Source organism: Paraburkholderia phymatum, assembly GCF_040965635.1.
Classification (GTDB): Bacteria; Pseudomonadota; Gammaproteobacteria; order Burkholderiales; family Burkholderiaceae; genus Paraburkholderia; species Paraburkholderia phymatum_B.
This window is the reverse complement of record NZ_JBFRCH010000003.1, coordinates 269,877-285,177: the sequence shown is the minus strand read 5'-3', so window position 1 is coordinate 285,177 and position 15,301 is coordinate 269,877. Positions and strand designations below refer to the sequence as shown.

General features: G+C 62.1%; 11 protein-coding genes and 1 pseudogene. 6 read left to right on the top strand and 6 right to left on the bottom strand.

The genetic code is table 11. The features are described from left to right. Nucleotides 1-28 precede the first annotated feature (28 nt). The 3 genes from AB4Y32_RS07910 to AB4Y32_RS07900 all read right to left on the bottom strand — a co-directional run bounded on the left by AB4Y32_RS07910 (nucleotide 29) and on the right by AB4Y32_RS07900 (nucleotide 2,921). Nucleotides 29-1,693 carry a Na+/H+ antiporter gene (locus AB4Y32_RS07910; protein ID WP_368720785.1) on the bottom strand — a complete coding sequence of 555 codons (1,665 nt, stop codon included), beginning with the start codon at nucleotides 1,691-1,693 and terminating at the stop codon, nucleotides 29-31. Nucleotides 1,694-1,756: 63 nt separating this feature from the next. After that, nucleotides 1,757-2,137, bottom strand: a complete 381-nt coding sequence (locus AB4Y32_RS07905; RefSeq protein ID WP_368720784.1) for a potassium channel family protein — start codon at nucleotides 2,135-2,137, stop codon at nucleotides 1,757-1,759. A gap of 103 nt (nucleotides 2,138-2,240) precedes the next feature. Beyond that, nucleotides 2,241-2,921 (bottom strand): VIT1/CCC1 transporter family protein, encoded by a 681-nt coding sequence (locus AB4Y32_RS07900; RefSeq protein WP_368720783.1) that lies wholly within the window; start codon nucleotides 2,919-2,921, stop codon nucleotides 2,241-2,243. A 359-nt stretch (nucleotides 2,922-3,280) separates the two neighbouring features. Between AB4Y32_RS07900 and AB4Y32_RS07895 the strand changes: the two are divergent. From AB4Y32_RS07895 to AB4Y32_RS07870, 6 genes and pseudogenes are all read left to right on the top strand, one after another. Further along, a pseudogene (locus tag AB4Y32_RS07895) lies at nucleotides 3,281-3,421 on the top strand (acyl-CoA dehydrogenase family protein); the annotation flags it as partial. A 232-nt stretch (nucleotides 3,422-3,653) separates the two neighbouring features. Next, nucleotides 3,654-3,914, top strand: a complete 261-nt coding sequence (locus tag AB4Y32_RS07890; RefSeq protein WP_368720782.1) for a hypothetical protein — start codon at nucleotides 3,654-3,656, stop codon at nucleotides 3,912-3,914. Between the two features lie 64 nt (nucleotides 3,915-3,978). Next, entirely contained in the window at nucleotides 3,979-4,728 is a 750-nt protein-coding gene (locus AB4Y32_RS07885; RefSeq protein WP_368720781.1) for an electron transfer flavoprotein subunit beta/FixA family protein, read from the top strand. Nucleotides 4,729-4,756: 28 nt separating this feature from the next. Beyond that, a complete protein-coding gene (locus tag AB4Y32_RS07880; protein WP_368720780.1) occupies nucleotides 4,757-5,701 on the top strand; it encodes an electron transfer flavoprotein subunit alpha/FixB family protein in 945 nt (314 codons plus the stop codon). Between the two features lie 436 nt (nucleotides 5,702-6,137). After that, entirely contained in the window at nucleotides 6,138-9,650 is a 3,513-nt protein-coding gene (locus AB4Y32_RS07875; protein ID WP_368720779.1) for a pyruvate carboxylase, read from the top strand. A 62-nt stretch (nucleotides 9,651-9,712) separates the two neighbouring features. Beyond that, a complete protein-coding gene (locus AB4Y32_RS07870; RefSeq protein ID WP_368720778.1) occupies nucleotides 9,713-9,868 on the top strand; it encodes a hypothetical protein in 156 nt (51 codons plus the stop codon). A gap of 268 nt (nucleotides 9,869-10,136) precedes the next feature. On the opposite strand, the gene AB4Y32_RS07865 is transcribed toward AB4Y32_RS07870, so the two are convergent. Genes AB4Y32_RS07865 through AB4Y32_RS07855 form a run of 3 tightly spaced genes read right to left on the bottom strand, consistent with a single transcriptional unit; the run spans nucleotide 10,137 to nucleotide 15,223 of the window. Beyond that, nucleotides 10,137-10,943 (bottom strand): oxidoreductase, encoded by an 807-nt coding sequence (locus AB4Y32_RS07865; protein WP_368720777.1) that lies wholly within the window; start codon nucleotides 10,941-10,943, stop codon nucleotides 10,137-10,139. A 27-nt stretch (nucleotides 10,944-10,970) separates the two neighbouring features. Further along, nucleotides 10,971-14,111: an efflux RND transporter permease subunit gene (locus AB4Y32_RS07860; RefSeq protein WP_368720776.1), complete on the bottom strand. Its 3,141-nt coding sequence runs from the start codon at nucleotides 14,109-14,111 to the stop codon at nucleotides 10,971-10,973. Beyond that, nucleotides 14,108-15,223, bottom strand: a complete 1,116-nt coding sequence (locus tag AB4Y32_RS07855; RefSeq protein ID WP_368720775.1) for an efflux RND transporter periplasmic adaptor subunit — start codon at nucleotides 15,221-15,223, stop codon at nucleotides 14,108-14,110. The genes AB4Y32_RS07860 and AB4Y32_RS07855 overlap by 4 nt, the downstream gene beginning before the upstream one ends. Between the last annotated feature and the right edge of the window lie 78 nt (nucleotides 15,224-15,301).

The following is a 15,301-nucleotide window of genomic DNA, read 5'->3' as shown; positions in this document are numbered from 1 at the left end:
AAACTGATCCGGCCCACGCTCCGTGTGGTCACGTACCAGCCTGTTCGCGGGTGGTCAGCGCCGTTTCCGAAAAATCCACTTCCCGCATCAGCTTGCTCAACGTCTCGTCATTGATTTCGTGGGCGTTGCGCAGGTCCAGCAGCGCAGCGCGCTCCGCGCGCATCGCCGCAAGGCTGATCTGAATTTCCAGTACTTCCGCCCGGCGCACTTCGTCAGTGGAATTCCTGTCGGCGGTGAGCGTGGCGAGTCGCCGACGGTAGAGGTCCATCACGCGCGCAGTCGCATCCGCAGCGAAGGCTGTTGCCGATTCGCCCATATCTCCGGTGACGGTTCGATGAAGGTCGTCGATCGCGCGTATTGCGGCTTGCGCGGCGACCTTGCGCGCGTGTTGTTCTTCAACTGCATGTGCATCGTGCCCGTGGCGAGCGCCATGTAACAACTGCGGCAGTGCGAACACTGCGACCAGCAGCGACGTCAGGATCACACCCGAAGCGATAAAGATCACCAGGTCACGTCCCAGCAACGCCTCACCGCTAGATAACGCAACGGGTATCGACAACACGCCAGCGAGCGTCAGCGCACCGCGCACTCCAGCGACCGTCATGATCGTCACGGTACGCAGACCCGGCACGGCGTTGATCACGCCGTGCCGGGCCGCGCCAAGGCTTGCGGACCAGCGCAGCAGCCAGACCCACGCGAAGCGCATCGTATAAAGCGCGAGAGTGACCGCCGCCACGTAGCCGATCAGTCGCCACACGTCGCCATTACCCGTCTCGTGAGCGTCGAGCAGTGCACGACCGATGATGTGAGGGAACTGCAGTCCCAGCAGAATGAACACCATGCCGTTGAAGACGAATTCGACCATTGACCAGGTACTGTTTGCCCTCACGCGTGCCGATACCGTGCCGGCGCTGGTGATGGTCGCGTAGTTCATCATCATCCCGGCGGCGACCGCCGCGAGAATACCGGAGCAATGGAAATGTTCGGCGAACAGATAAGCTGCGAACGGGAGCAGCAGCGTCAATACAACGCCGGGTGCTGGATCGCCTTCGCCCGTCACGTTGCGGAGGCGCCGTATAACGAAGCTGAACACCCAGCTCATCGCGGCGCCCATCGCAAGGCCACCCGCGGCGATGATCACGAAGCTGATCGAAGCTTCGCGCAGCGAAAACATGCCAGTCAGCGCGGCCGCAATCGCGAACTTGAGCGCGACGAGCCCCGAGGCGTCATTCATCAGCGCTTCGCCCTCGAGAATATGCATCAGATGCGGCGGAATACGGTTCTTACCGGCAATGCCAGCAAGCGCGACGGCGTCCGTCGGCGACAGCACCGCTGCGAGCGCAAACGCGATGGGGAGCGAAACTGTCGGCACGAGCGCATGCACGAAGTAGCCGACCACGAGCACCGTCATGAACACGAGGCCAAACGCAAGCAGCAGGATCGAACGGCGCCGCATGAAGAATTCGCGTTTCGGAGTGCGCCATCCGTCCGCGAAGAGTAACGGGGGGATGAAGAGTAGCAGAAACAGTTGGGGGTCGAAGGTAACGTACAGACCGAACTTTGGCCAGGCAAGCAATGCACCGATTGCGATCTGGACGAGCGGTAACGGCAACAGGCCACGCAGAAGCCGCACGGCGACGCCCGATACGGCGACCGCGAGCAGTAGGATCAAAACGGTGAAGACGATTTCCATCAGGGTCCGCAACCGAGAAGAATTGGAGCCGGGTCTGAGTTTTAGCTCAGTGCTAGAGCTGACCTAGCGCCGTGTGTCAGCGTTTTGTATCGCCTCATGGACGCCGCGAACCGCCGCGGCAGCAACAGTACTCACCAGCAGTATGCCCAGCACCCCGAGCGATACCGAGTCGATGTGGACAACGGTTGTGGTAGGCACAATGTAGCGGTAGCCGATCGTGATCGCCCTCATCGCGCAAAAGTAGAGGGCCTCGCCAAACGAGCATGGCGATCCGCTTGTCGACTGGACCGGGCCACCGAAGTCGTACATTACGACGGAAAGCAGGAGATAAAGCACAAACAGAAAGGCGATCGGAGCACGTAGCCGCCCAAGGGCCCTGGAAAGTTCTGCCACCACGTGGCGAGTCTTCAGCGGGGCGTGCGCGGAACCGTTGGCGTTCTCCATGAAGCAGACCTCTCACAATAGTGTGCGTCTCCCTGCTAACGGACAGGGTCTGCACCCGCAGATGGAAAGCGGGCCGACCAGGTTTGGAACGGCTTGGGGTCGGTTAGCCGCCCAGCTTGATGATTGCCATCGTAAGCAGAATGCCAAGCGCGATCATTGCGACACCTGCCTTCATTGCCCCTGCGCCGGTGTAGCGCCCCAGCGCAAAGCCGGCGATGAAAAGCATCACGAGTGTGAGCACGCGCGAGGCGATGAGTGCCGTTGTAACATCCCTCACGACAAGAAACGGCACCGCGACCGGAAACGTTCCTAGGACAACAAGCAGAAAGATGCCCAGCGCGCCGACGAAGTCACCACTCGCAAAATTTGCCCGAGGTGGCAGCGTCGATGCGGTCGCGAGGCGCGCGCGGATCCGCTCGAGGTCGGCATCTTCGACGAGCGGCTCCAGCTTCTCAGGCAATGCATCGCGCAACACCCGAACGGCTGCCGCATGGTCCTGCTCCCGCTTCACGGTCAGCGCGAGTTTCAGACGCTGCCCTCGATCGGCGAGCGTGCGTACGAGATACATCACGGCGTCGGCCAGGCCCCACGCCAGATTGCATCCGAGCGCGGCGAAGAACATCTTGTACCCCTCATCTTCGCCCGCGGTGACTGCCTTGACGGCGCCGACGAACGTCAGGGCCATGAACAGTCCAAAACAAATTTCGCAGACACGGTCAACGGTATTGAGAATCGGCTCGCGCCGTTCGGGTTCGGCGTGTCCGGCCGGCGTGATAGTGCTCATATGGCCTCGACTCAAGGTAGTCAACGAGACGTTACGCTAGCTGCCAACATGGACTGCTGGTAAGAGCAGTATATGAAAGAGACGACAGTTCGGTACTCTCCCTTTGACAGACCGGGAGCGGCGAAAGCAGCGGGAGGGGCCCGAGGTCGGCCGGATTCGCCTGTACCATCGTCCATCATATGCCGGAGTCGATGTTCGCAGGCAAATCACGAACGAATGGTCTGCCGCATGACGGTGGGCGCTTCCTGCGAGTCATGTGGCGAACTTTCTACGTTCCTGCATTAAACGAATAAAGAAGAACGCGAAGGTTGGCAGTAGAAGCTCTTGCGGATGAGGGAAGTGATCGGGCCGATTCAGCAGGTGTGTCCGATGATTTCCCGCTTGCGTACGCGTGGGCGAACCAGCGAACGTTGCGGCTTGCGGACGGACCGGACGAAGTGCACCGCAACGCTATCGCCAGACTGGAACTGGCACGCTACCGGCAAAAAGAACCGGCGTGATGCAGGCCTCTGTTCTGTCCGTATGGGCGCGGGCGCGGCGCCTGAAAATGCTGCCTCCACAGCGGGCGTCGCTTCGATTAGTGGCCAGATTTGTCCATAGAAGGTCAGGTTTGGACACTCGGTCCGGACGGGATCCGGGCTACGATTCTTTCATGCGTTGCGGGGCTTCCGGTAGAAGCAATGTGCAACTTCGCCAGGTGCGTCTGATTGAGATTGATGTATTGAGGTCGCCATGAACATTCTGTTTCCCCCCGTCGATACCGTACGTTTTGACGAAGGCCCCATTTGCTTCGATGCACTTGTAGACGGCGTGCCCGTCAATTGCGTATTGACCACACGTGCGTTGAGTGCTGTTGCACCGGTTGGTCACGTGATATCGCGGCGCGAAGCCTTTGTGCTTGGGCAGCCGGCCATCAAGGAAGTCGTGGCCCGTCGGATCACGGAATCACGAGTCTCGCCAGTTGTCATCACCCAGGCCGCATTCGATGCTTGATCGATAGCTGGGATAGCCGCAGCTGAGACAGACGTAAACGAACAGATTTGCCAGGAAGGACAAAGTGAAAATCATTGTGCCAGTCAAGAGAGTGGTTGACTACAACGTGAAGGTCCGCGTGAAGTCGGACAACACGGGCGTCGACATTGCCAATGTGAAGATGTCGATGAATCCGTTCGACGAGATTGCCGTCGAAGAGGCCGTGCGCCTGAAGGAAGCGGGCGTCGCGACGGAAGTGGTCGCCGTGTCGGCGGGCGTCGCGCAGTGCCAGGAAACGCTGCGCACGGCGCTGGCGATCGGCGCGGATCGCGCGATCCTCATCGAATCGAATGAAGACCTGCAGCCGCTGGCCGTGGCCAAGCTGCTGAAGGCGCTGGTCGACAGGGAGCAGCCGCAGCTGGTGATCCTCGGCAAGCAGGCCATCGACGACGATTCGAACCAGACGGGCCAGATGCTGGCCGCGCTGGCGGGCCTGCCGCAGGCTACTTTCGCATCGAAAGTGACGGTTGCAGACGGCAAGGCGACCGTATCGCGTGAAGTGGATGGCGGCGCGGAAACGCTGTCGCTGAAGTTGCCCGCCGTGGTGACGACGGATCTGCGCCTGAACGAGCCGCGCTACGTGACGCTGCCGAACATCATGAAGGCGAAGAAGAAGCCGCTCGAAACTGTGAAGCCCGAAGACCTGGGCGTCGACGTCACGCCGCGTCTGAAGACGCTGAAGGTCAGCGAGCCGCCGAAGCGCTCCGCCGGCGTCAAGGTGCCGGACGTGAAGACGCTGGTCGAGAAGCTCAAGACGGAGGCCAAGGTGCTTTGATTTTTTCGGGCACACGGAGACGAATGAAATGACGATTCTGGTAATTGCTGAACATGACAACGCGTCGATCAAGGCCGCGACGCTGAACACGGTTGCTGCCGCGCACGCAGTTGGCAAATTCGTCGGCGGCGACATTCATGTGCTGGTCGCGGGTTACAACGCACAGCCAGCCGCTGATGCCGCATCGAAGATTGCAGGCGTGGCGAAAGTGCTGCTCGCCGATGCGCCGCAACTCGAAGCGGGCCTGGCGGAAAGTGTCGAGGCGACGGTACTGAACATCGCGAAGGACTACTCGCACATCCTCGCGCCCGCGACGGCCTATGGCAAGAACATCGCACCGCGCATTGCCGCGAAACTCGACGTCGCACAGATCAGCGACATCACGGCAGTCAATAGCGCCGACACGTTCGAGCGTCCGATCTACGCAGGCAACGCGATCGCGATCGTTCAATCGGCTGATCCGATCAAGGTCATCACGGTACGCGCAACGGGCTTCGACCCGGTTGCAGCGGAAGGCGGCATCGCATCGGTCGAGAAGATCGAAGCCGCAGCCGATGCAGGCATCGCGCAGTTCGTGAGCCGCGAAGTGACGAAGCTGGACCGTCCGGAACTGACGTCGGCGAACATCATCGTGTCGGGTGGCCGCGGTCTGGGCAGCGGCGAGAACTACACGAAGATTCTCGAGCCGCTCGCGGACAAGCTGGGTGCAGCCATGGGCGCATCCCGAGCAGCAGTAGACGCGGGCTACGTGCCGAACGACTATCAGGTCGGCCAGACTGGCAAGATCGTCGCGCCGCAGCTGTACATCGCGGTGGGCATCTCGGGCGCGATCCAGCACCTCGCCGGCATGAAGGACTCGAAGGTGATCGTCGCGATCAACAAGGACGAAGAGGCGCCCATCTTCAGCGTCGCGGATTACGGTCTGGTTGGCGATCTGTTCACGGTCGTGCCGGAACTGGTGAGCGACCTCTGAACTCCTTGGAACCAGCTTTCAGTGACGGAGGAACGTTGGCTGTCTTAGACCAGATTCGGCAAAGCCAGTCGGTTCACGGGGACGGAGGAGATTTGAAATCGTGGTGCGGTCGTGACGGCTCGGGCGACTGAAGTCGCAACGCCGCGCCCCGTCCGCGCCAGACTGGGCGTGGGCGATTACGCAAGGTCATTATGAGTGGATGGATTCGCGTGCATCATTCGCCAGCCTTAACTGTCCAAAAACGCCACCATCCTCATTCATTGCTGGCCTATGCGGTCGCCTGATCGCCAATGGCTGTCGGATTCGCTAATCTATCAACGCTCTGTTCAACGTACGCTTTCCGTCAGGCTGGCAGAGCTCTAGTCCAATTCGTCACACGTGAGTTCCGGCGGTCCGCACCGCGCGATCGCAACCAGTTACCTTTCTCTTGCACATCATGAACTACGCTCCGATCCGGTCCCTGCTGATTGCCAACCGCTCCGAGATCGCGATCCGGGTGATGCGCGCGGCCGCCGAGATGGACATCCGCACGGTAGCCATCTATTCGAAGGAAGACCGGCTCGCGCTTCATCGCTTCAAGGCCGATGAGAGCTATCTCGTGGGCGAGGGCAAAAAGCCGCTCGCCGCCTACCTCGACATCGACGATGTACTTCGGATCGCGCGGCAGGCGAAGGTCGATGCCATTCATCCCGGCTACGGTTTCCTTTCGGAGAACCCCGAGTTCGCGCAGGCAGTGATCGATGCGGGTATCCGCTGGATCGGCCCGTCGCCGGAAGTCATGCGCATGCTCGGCAACAAGGTGGCGGCGCGTAACGCGGCGATCGCGGCCGGTGTGCCGGTGATGCCCGCCACAGACCCGTTGCCGTGCGACCTTGATGAATGCAAGCGTCTCGCGGCCGGCGTCGGCTATCCGCTGATGCTCAAGGCAAGCTGGGGCGGCGGCGGGCGCGGCATGCGCGTGCTGGAAACTGAACAGGATCTTGAGTCGGCGCTTGCCGCAGCCCGGCGCGAAGCGCTCGCGGCCTTCGGCAATGACGAGGTGTATGTGGAGAAGCTGGTGCGCAACGCGCGCCACGTCGAGGTGCAGGTACTCGGCGACTCGCATGGCAACCTCGTGCATCTCTACGAACGCGACTGCACCGTGCAGCGACGCAACCAGAAAGTCGTGGAACGGGCGCCTGCTCCCTATCTGGATCAGGCGGGCCGGGCGGCGTTGTGTGAATCCGCGCTGCGCCTGATGCGTGCGGTCGGCTACACGCATGCCGGTACGGTCGAGTTCCTGATGGATGCGGACTCGGGCCAGGTCTACTTCATCGAGGTCAATCCGCGCATCCAGGTCGAGCACACCGTTACCGAGGTGATCACCGGAGTCGATATCGTCAAGGCGCAGATCCGCATTACGGAAGGTGGCCGGATTGGACTGACGGAAGACACGCTGGATGAAGCGGGTGCCATCAACGCTCGCGCCGCGGGCGTGCCCGCGCAGGCGGAGATTCCGCTCAACGGTCATGCGCTGCAATGCCGGATCACAACCGAGGACCCCGACAACGGCTTCCTGCCCGACTATGGGCGGCTCACCGCGTATCGCAGCGCGGCGGGCTTCGGCGTGCGGCTCGACGCCGGAACCGCCTACGGCGGTGCGGTCATCACGCCGTACTACGATTCGCTGCTGGTCAAGGTGACCACGTGGGCGCCGACGGCGGCCGAATCGATCCGGCGGATGGACCGCGCGCTGCGTGAATTCCGCATTCGCGGCGTCGCATCGAATCTGCAGTTCCTCGAAAACGTCATCAATCATCCTGCCTTTGGAAGCGGCGACGTCACCACGCGCTTCATCGACCTGACGCCCGAGCTGCTCGCCTTCACGAAACGTCGTGACCGGGCGACCAAGCTGCTGCGTTATCTCGGTGAGTTGAGCGTCAATGGGAATCCGGAAATCAGCGGGCGCTCGCTGCCGGCGTTGCCGCTGCCGAAGCCCGTGCTGCCTGCGCTCGACACTTCCGGGCCGCTGCCGGCAGGCACGCGCGACCGCCTGCGCGAGCTTGGCGCGGACAAGTTCGCGCACTGGATGCTGGACCAGAAACAGGTGCTGCTGACCGATACGACGATGCGCGATGCTCACCAGTCGCTGTTCGCCACACGCATGCGTACCGCCGACATGCTGCCCATCGCGCCGTTCTACGCTCGCGAGCTTCCGCAGCTCTTTTCGATGGAATGCTGGGGCGGCGCTACCTTCGACGTCGCATTGCGTTTTCTCAAGGAAGACCCGTGGGAGCGTCTGACGCAATTGCGTGAACGGGTGCCGAACATCCTTTTCCAGATGCTGCTGCGCGGATCGAACGCGGTCGGCTACACGAACTACGCGGACAACGTCGTTCGGTTCTTCGTACAGCAGGCAGCTAGCGCGGGCGTCGACGTGTTCCGCGTGTTCGATTCGCTGAACTGGGTGTGCAACATGCGCGTGGCGATCGATGCAGTGGGTGAAAGCGGCGCGCTATGTGAAGGCGCCATCTGCTATACGGGCGATCTGTTCGACACCTCGCGCTCGAAGTACGACCTGAAGTATTACGTCAGCATCGCGCGTGAACTCCAGCGTGCCGGCGTGCACATTCTGGGCATCAAGGACATGGCGGGCATCTGTCGTCCACAGGCTGCCGCAGCGCTCGTAAGGGCGCTCAAGGAAGAGACGGGTTTGCCCGTCCACTTCCATACGCACGACACCAGCGGTATTTCAGCCGCATCGGCACTTGCCGCAATCTATGCAGGCTGCGATGCCGTCGACGGCGCGCTCGATGCAATGAGCGGCCTCACATCGCAACCGAATCTCTCCAGCATTGCTGCGGCGCTGGCAGGCAGCGAGCGCGATCCGGGGTTGAGCCTTGAGAAGCTGCATGAAGCGTCGATGTATTGGGAAGGTGTGCGTCGCTACTATGCGCCGTTCGAATCGGAGATCCGGGCCGGCACAGCAGATGTCTACCGTCACGAGATGCCCGGCGGCCAGTACACGAACCTGCGTGAACAGGCGCGCTCGCTCGGGATCGAACATCGCTGGACGGAGGTGTCGCGCGCGTATGCGGACGTCAACCGGATATTCGGCGATATCGTCAAGGTGACGCCGACCTCGAAGGTGGTCGGCGACATGGCGCTGATGATGGTGGCGAACGATCTGAGCGCTGCGGACGTATGCGATCCGGCGAAGGAGATCGCGTTTCCTGAATCGGTCGTGTCGCTCTTCAAGGGTGAGCTTGGTTTTCCGCCCGACGGCTTTCCTGCGGAACTGTCGCGCAAGGTCTTGCGCGGCGAACCGCCCACGCCGTACCGTCCCGGCGATCAGCTTGCGCCCGTCGACCTGGACGCCGCGCGTGCGCAGGGCGAGGCCCTCTGCGAGCACCCGCTCGATGACAGGCAGCTCGCTTCGTATCTGATGTATCCGAAGCAGACGGGTGACTATTATGCGCACCTGCGTTCGTACAGCGATACCTCCGTATTGCCCACGCCATCCTTCCTGTATGGCTTGCAGCCGCAGGAAGAAGTCGCCGTCGATATCGACGCGGGCAAGACGCTGCTCGTCTCGTTGCAGGGACAGCACGCCGATGTGGAAGAGGGCATGGTGAAGGTCCAGTTCGAACTGAACGGACAGTCCCGCACGGCCGTCATCGAGCAGGCCAGTACCGTGCTCGCGGGTCCGGCACGCAAGAGCCAGGCGGTTGCCGATCCGGAAAACCCGCTGCATATCGCCGCGCCGATGCCGGGTTCGATCGTGACCGTCCCGGTTCAGCCCGGACAGCGCGTATCGGCGGGCAGCACGCTGGTCGCGCTGGAAGCGATGAAGATGGAAACGCACATCGCAGCTGACCGCGATTGCGAGATCGCCGCCGTTCATGTGCACGCGGGCGACCGCGTGGCGGCGAAGGATTTACTCATTGAGCTGAAAGCAGCGACGGACTGAAACACCAGCGCCAAGGTCGGGCGTGTATGGGAAGTGGACGAAGGGCAGGGGGTTTCGCCATCGTGTCGTCCGGCAGCCAGATTGCGCGGTCGCACTACTTTCTGGTGGAAGACGCGCGCGCTGTCCGGCAGGCGCGCGCGTTCGGCGACGACGGCCGGACCGTCGACGTCGAGGCTGTCCACAAGGACCCGTTCGACGACGATTCCGCGAACCGCTGACGATCGTGAAAATGATGTATGTGACCGGGATCTGGTGCGCGCCAGGCGTTACGAGCGAGTTTCAGGATGAAGTTGAATCGACAGGCCCACTCGCTCAGAAATGAAGGGGTAGATAGTTGGGCTATCCGACCTTCGTTTCGGGACATTGGCCGTAATCGCGTCCGAAGGGAACGAAAAATTGGGGCTTTCATACCCTTCATTTCGGGACATCGCGCGGACCGCGAATCGAGGGTCGCTCACACAACTAAATCTGCTAAGGAGCATGATTTCAAGCCAGCCCAAATGTCTTCCGCAGGCTTGCATCGACTGGGCCAGCTGGCATGAAGCGGCGCAATTTTCTCAGAAGGGAGGCTTCGCCTTTGGGCGTGCGGCGCATTTTCCATGGACCCAGAGCAGCATCGACAATCGTGGTGGCGACACCATCCGGTGCCGGCGCCTCATTGACACTTTTCTGAATCGCACGGGACACGACCGCGCGGTCGTCGTTATAAGCCGCAATTTTTGAAGCCGCATGGGGCGCATTGAGGTCCAGATTGGTCCTGGTATAGGAAGGCTCGACCAGCACCACGCGGATCCCGAACTTGCGCACCTCATGATCCAGGGTTTCGGACAGTCCCTCAACAGCATGCTTGGAGGCCGAATAGAGCCCCATGTATGGAGCTGGCAGAAAGCCCAGCACCGAGCTGACGTTGACGATTCTTCCCGAACCCTGCGCGCGCATATGCGGCAGCACCGCTTGTGTCGTGCGCAAGATTCCAAAGACGTTGGTATCGAACAGCGACTGCGCTTCGGCAAGCGACGTTTCTTCCGTCGCACCGAGCAGGGTCACCCCCGCACTATTGACTAGCACATCGATCCGCCCGGCCTGAGCGATGATGGTCTGGAATCCACGCTGAACTGAAGCCTCGTCGCGGACATCCATCTCAACCAGCACCACGCCCGGTATTGACTGCGCTTTTGTAGCACTACGCACGGTGCCGAATACCTTGTAGCCCCGTTTGGCAAATTTCTCTGCGGTGGCACGTCCGATCCCCGATGACACGCCGGTAACAACGACAACGATCGAATTCGACATAGCAGTTCCTTTGGAGAGTGGCGTTGTTTATCTCTGGTTGGCTGACGAGTCCTCAAACATCTGTTCCGCAGGTTGTGCCCGTTCATGCTTGCCTCCTTGCGAATCAGCTGTACTGCCCGGCCTGATCCTGAACCAGATGGAATACATGGCCGGCAGGAATACCAGCGTCAGAATCGTCCCTGCAAACGTGCCGCCAATCAGCGTGTAAGCAAGGGTTCCCCAGAACACCGAATGGGTAAGCGGGATGAACGCCAGGATCGCCGCCAGCGCGGTCAGGATCACCGGTCGGGCCCGCTGCACGGTTGCCTCGACGACTGCCTTGAAGGGATCCAGCCCCGCCTGTTCGTTCTGGCGGATCTGCCCGATCAGGATCAGCGTGTTGCGCATCAGGATGCCCGACAACGCAATCAGGCCGACCAGTGCATTGATGCCGAATGGCTGCCGGAACAGAATCAGGGTGGGCACGACGCCGATCAGCCCCAATGGACTGGTCAGGAAGACCATGACCATCGCGGAGATCGAGCGCACCTGCAAGATGATGATCAGCAGGGTGACCGCCAGCATGATCGGGAAGAGCGGCAACATGGCTACCGTCGCCTTGCCCGACTCTTCGATGGAGCCGGCCTGCTCGATGCGGTAGCCGCCCGGCAGCCTGGCCATGATGGGTTGAAGCTGCCTGGTAATCGCCGTTGACACATCCGGCGGCTGAAGGTCATCGGCGATGTCGCCCCGCACGGTGATCGTCGGCATGCGGTCGCGCCGGCGCATGATCGGTTCCTCCATGCGCACGTCGACCTTGCCCACCTGTGACAGCGGGATGCGCTGCCCGTTGGCGCCCGCCAGCGTAAAGTCGCCGATCCTGGCCGGATCGAGCCGGACGTCGCCAGCCGAACGCGCCACAACCTGAACGGTTCGAATGTCCTCACGAACTGCGGTGACAGGGATACCGGTGAGCAGGAATTGCAACTGCTGCGCCACGGCGCTGGAGGTCAGCCCCACCGCCTGCAACCGGTCCTGCTGCAAGGTGAAGTGCAGTGCGGGCGTGCGCGTACCCCAGTCGGTGTTGACCGTGCGCATCATCGGGCTCGCGTCCATCACGTGCTGAACTTCAGCCGCAATACCACGTAGCTTGTCCGGGTCCGGACCCGTGACCCGGTAGGCGACCGGGAACGGCGAATACGGGCCGAATACGAGTTGTGTGACGCGTACGCGCGCCTCCGACGCGAGACCGTCGGCGATGGCTTGTCGCAGCCGCTGCTTCAACGCGTCGCGCTCATCCTGGCTATCCGTACGGACCACGACCTTGGCAAACGACGGATCAGGCAGTTCAGGGCCCATTGCCAGATAGAACCGTGGGGCGCCCTGACCGATGTAGGCAGTGACGATCCTGGCTTCCTTCTGTCTGGCCAGCCAGGCTTCCACCTTCGCCGTGGCGGCGCTGGTCTGGGCGATCGACGTGCCATAGGGCATTTGCACCTCAACCAGCACTTCAGGACGGTCGGAGATGGGGAAGAACTGTTTCTTGACCACCGACATACCGAGGATGGCCACGACAAAGAGCGCCACGACCGAACCGGCGACCAGCCATTTGCGCCCGATGACACGCGTAAGCAACTGGCGGAAGCGGTTGTAGCGCGGCGTATCGTAGAGCGCATCGTGTCCCCCTTCGACCTTCTTGAAGTCGGGCAGCAGCTTGACGCCGAGGTAAGGCGTGAAAACCACGGCGACCACCCAGGACGCTATCAGTGCAATGCCAACGATCCAGAACATGTTGCTGGTGTATTCGCCTGCGGTGGAGCGGGCGAAGCCATTGGGCATGAAGCCGACGGCCGTCACCAGCGTGCCCGATAGCATAGGCGCGGCCGTATGACTCCAGGCATAGGCGGAAGCGGCCACGCGGCTGTAACCTTCTTCCATCTTCACCACCATCATTTCGATGGCGATGATGGCATCGTCCACCAGCAGACCCAGCGCCAGGATCAGGGAGCCCAGGGTGATCCGGTCGAAGTTCTTGCCGGTCGCGGCCATCACCATGAAGACAGCTGCGAGCGTCAGCGGCACGGCCGCAGCGACCACGACCCCCACGCGCCAGCCCATGCTCACGAAGCACACCAGCATGACCACCAGCAAAGCAGCGAAGAACTTGATCATGAACTCATCGACCGCCGAGCTGATGTTGACGGCCTGGTCCGTGACCTTGCTCAGGCTCATGCCCAGTGGCAGTTCAGCGTTGATCGCACCCACCTCACGGTCCAGCGCCTTGCCCAAGTCGAGTCCGTTCCAGCCGTCACGCATGACGATGCCGAGCAGCAAGGCCGGTTCGCCGTTGTTGCGGATCGTGAATGTCGCCGGATCTTCATAGCCACGACTGACGGTGGCAATGTCCGACAGTTTCAGCGTGCGCCCCTGCGCCACAACCGGCGTGTCGCGGATCTTCTGCAATGCGTCGAAGGCGCCGTCCACGCGAATGAGCACTTGAGGGCCCCGGGTCTCCACGGAGCCGGCTGGCGTCAGGACATTCTGGCTGTTGAGCGCGGCGAATACGTCCTGCGGACTCACGCCCAGCGTGGCCAGACGGTCATGCGAAAACTCGACATAGATCCGCTCCGCCTGCTCGCCGATGATGTTGACCTTCTTCACGCCCGGTACGTGCAGCAGCCGCTGACGCAGTGTCTCCGCATCGCGCACCAGCAGGCGTTGCGGTTCGCCTTTGGCCTTGAGCGCGAACAGCGCAAAGGTGACGTCTGCGTATTCGTCATTGACGATCGGCCCGATCACGCCAGACGGAAAGTTGGTTACTTCGTCGCCGACTTTCTTGCGGGCCTGGTAGAACTCCTCCTGCACTTCCGAAGGCGGCGTGCTGTCGAGCAACGTCAAGGTCGTGAACGCCAGGCCAGGTCTTGTGTAGGTCTCGGTCCGGTCGTACCAGCGCAGCTCCTGCATGCGCTTTTCAATCTTCTCGGCGACCTGGTCCTGCATTTCCTGCGCGGTGGCGCCAGGCCACGCGGTGATGATGGTCATCACCTTGACCGTGAAGGCCGGGTCTTCCGCCCGGCCCAGCTTGAAGAACGAAAGGAGCCCGGCCAGCGAGATCAGGCAGATCAGGAACAGGGTGATGGAGCGCTCGCGCACGGCGAGCGCCGACAGGTTGAAACGACCTTCGCTCACGGACGGACTCCCTCGGTCGAAGTGGCGGCCGTCTGGCCCGCCACACGGACCTGTTCGCCTTCGCGCAGCAGATGCGCGCCGAGCGCAACGACCCGGTCACCTTGCTGGAGTTGACCGGCGATGCGTGCGCCATCGTCCTCCAGATGCTGGATGGCAACCGGCCGCCAGGACACCTTTGCAGGCTTGCCGTTGATGACCCACACCCCGGGTCCCTTGCCCGCGTCGAACAGGGCGCCCATCGGCACCTGCAAGCCGCCTTGCACGGAGGCATGTGCATCCGGAATCTGGATCGTCACCGTGGCGCCCAACGGGGCGTTGGCCAGTGCTCCTTCCAGCACGTACCGCGCCTCAAAGGTGCGGGTAAGGCGATCCGCCGTATCCGAAAGCTGGCGGAGCGTGGCCGGAACGCCAACGCCGTCTTTGCCGAAGAGCGTGGCTTGTGCAACGGAACCGATCGCGGGGCGCAGCGTTTCGGGCAACTGGATAACGGCCTCGCGACGCCCGGCGTGGGCCAGGCGCACCACGGGCTGTCCCGCGCTGACGACCTGGCCCGGTTCTGCCAGCGTTTCCATGACGACACCATCGCCGTCCGCGACGAGCTCCGCATAACCGGTCGCATTACGGGCCACGTCGGCTTGTGCTTCGGCCGCACTGAGCTGGGCCTTGGCCGCATCCGCCGCCGCCTTGATCTGATCGTAGGCCGAAGCCGATATCGCACCGGTCCCGCGCAGGTCACGGTAGCGGGCTTCATCCTCCGCCGTCTGATGCGCCCGCGCGCGTGCGGCCGCAACCGCCTCTTCCTGCGCCTGCGCCGCAAGCTTCAGGTCGACCGGGTCGATGCGCATGAGCGGCTGGCCGCGTTTGACGGTTTGCCCGGCGTCCACCAGCCGCTCCAGCACCTTGCCGGATACGCGAAACCCCAGGTCGCTCTGCACGCGGGCGGCTACGGTTCCGGTAAACGAACGTGACGCGGGGATAGCGCCCTGAACGACTGCGACGCGCACCAGCGGTGCCTCGGTGCGCGGATCGGAGGGTGCTTTGCCGCCGCAGGCGACCAGCGCAAACGGCAAGGCACAGACGACGGTAGAGGTGGCGAGGCGGCGCGAGCGCATGAAAGTCCCATCGACGAAGTGATGATGGCTTTCATTATGGTTCTAGTGACTAGTATAGTCAATAGTCACATACGCTTC

Bases quoted from the DNA above. Each gene is read 5' to 3' on its own strand.
- AB4Y32_RS07910 (WP_368720785.1), bottom strand. From the start codon at position 1,693: ATGGAAATCGTCTTCACCGTTTTGATCCTACTGCTCGCGGTCGCCGTA.
- AB4Y32_RS07905 (WP_368720784.1), bottom strand. From the start codon at position 2,137: ATGGAGAACGCCAACGGTTCCGCGCACGCCCCGCTGAAGACTCGCCAC.
- AB4Y32_RS07900 (WP_368720783.1), bottom strand. From the start codon at position 2,921: ATGAGCACTATCACGCCGGCCGGACACGCCGAACCCGAACGGCGCGAG.
- AB4Y32_RS07890 (WP_368720782.1), top strand. From the start codon at position 3,654: ATGAACATTCTGTTTCCCCCCGTCGATACCGTACGTTTTGACGAAGGC.
- AB4Y32_RS07880 (WP_368720780.1), top strand. From the start codon at position 4,757: ATGACGATTCTGGTAATTGCTGAACATGACAACGCGTCGATCAAGGCC.
- AB4Y32_RS07875 (WP_368720779.1), top strand. From the start codon at position 6,138: ATGAACTACGCTCCGATCCGGTCCCTGCTGATTGCCAACCGCTCCGAG.
- AB4Y32_RS07865 (WP_368720777.1), bottom strand. From the start codon at position 10,943: ATGTCGAATTCGATCGTTGTCGTTGTTACCGGCGTGTCATCGGGGATC.
- AB4Y32_RS07855 (WP_368720775.1), bottom strand. From the start codon at position 15,223: ATGCGCTCGCGCCGCCTCGCCACCTCTACCGTCGTCTGTGCCTTGCCG.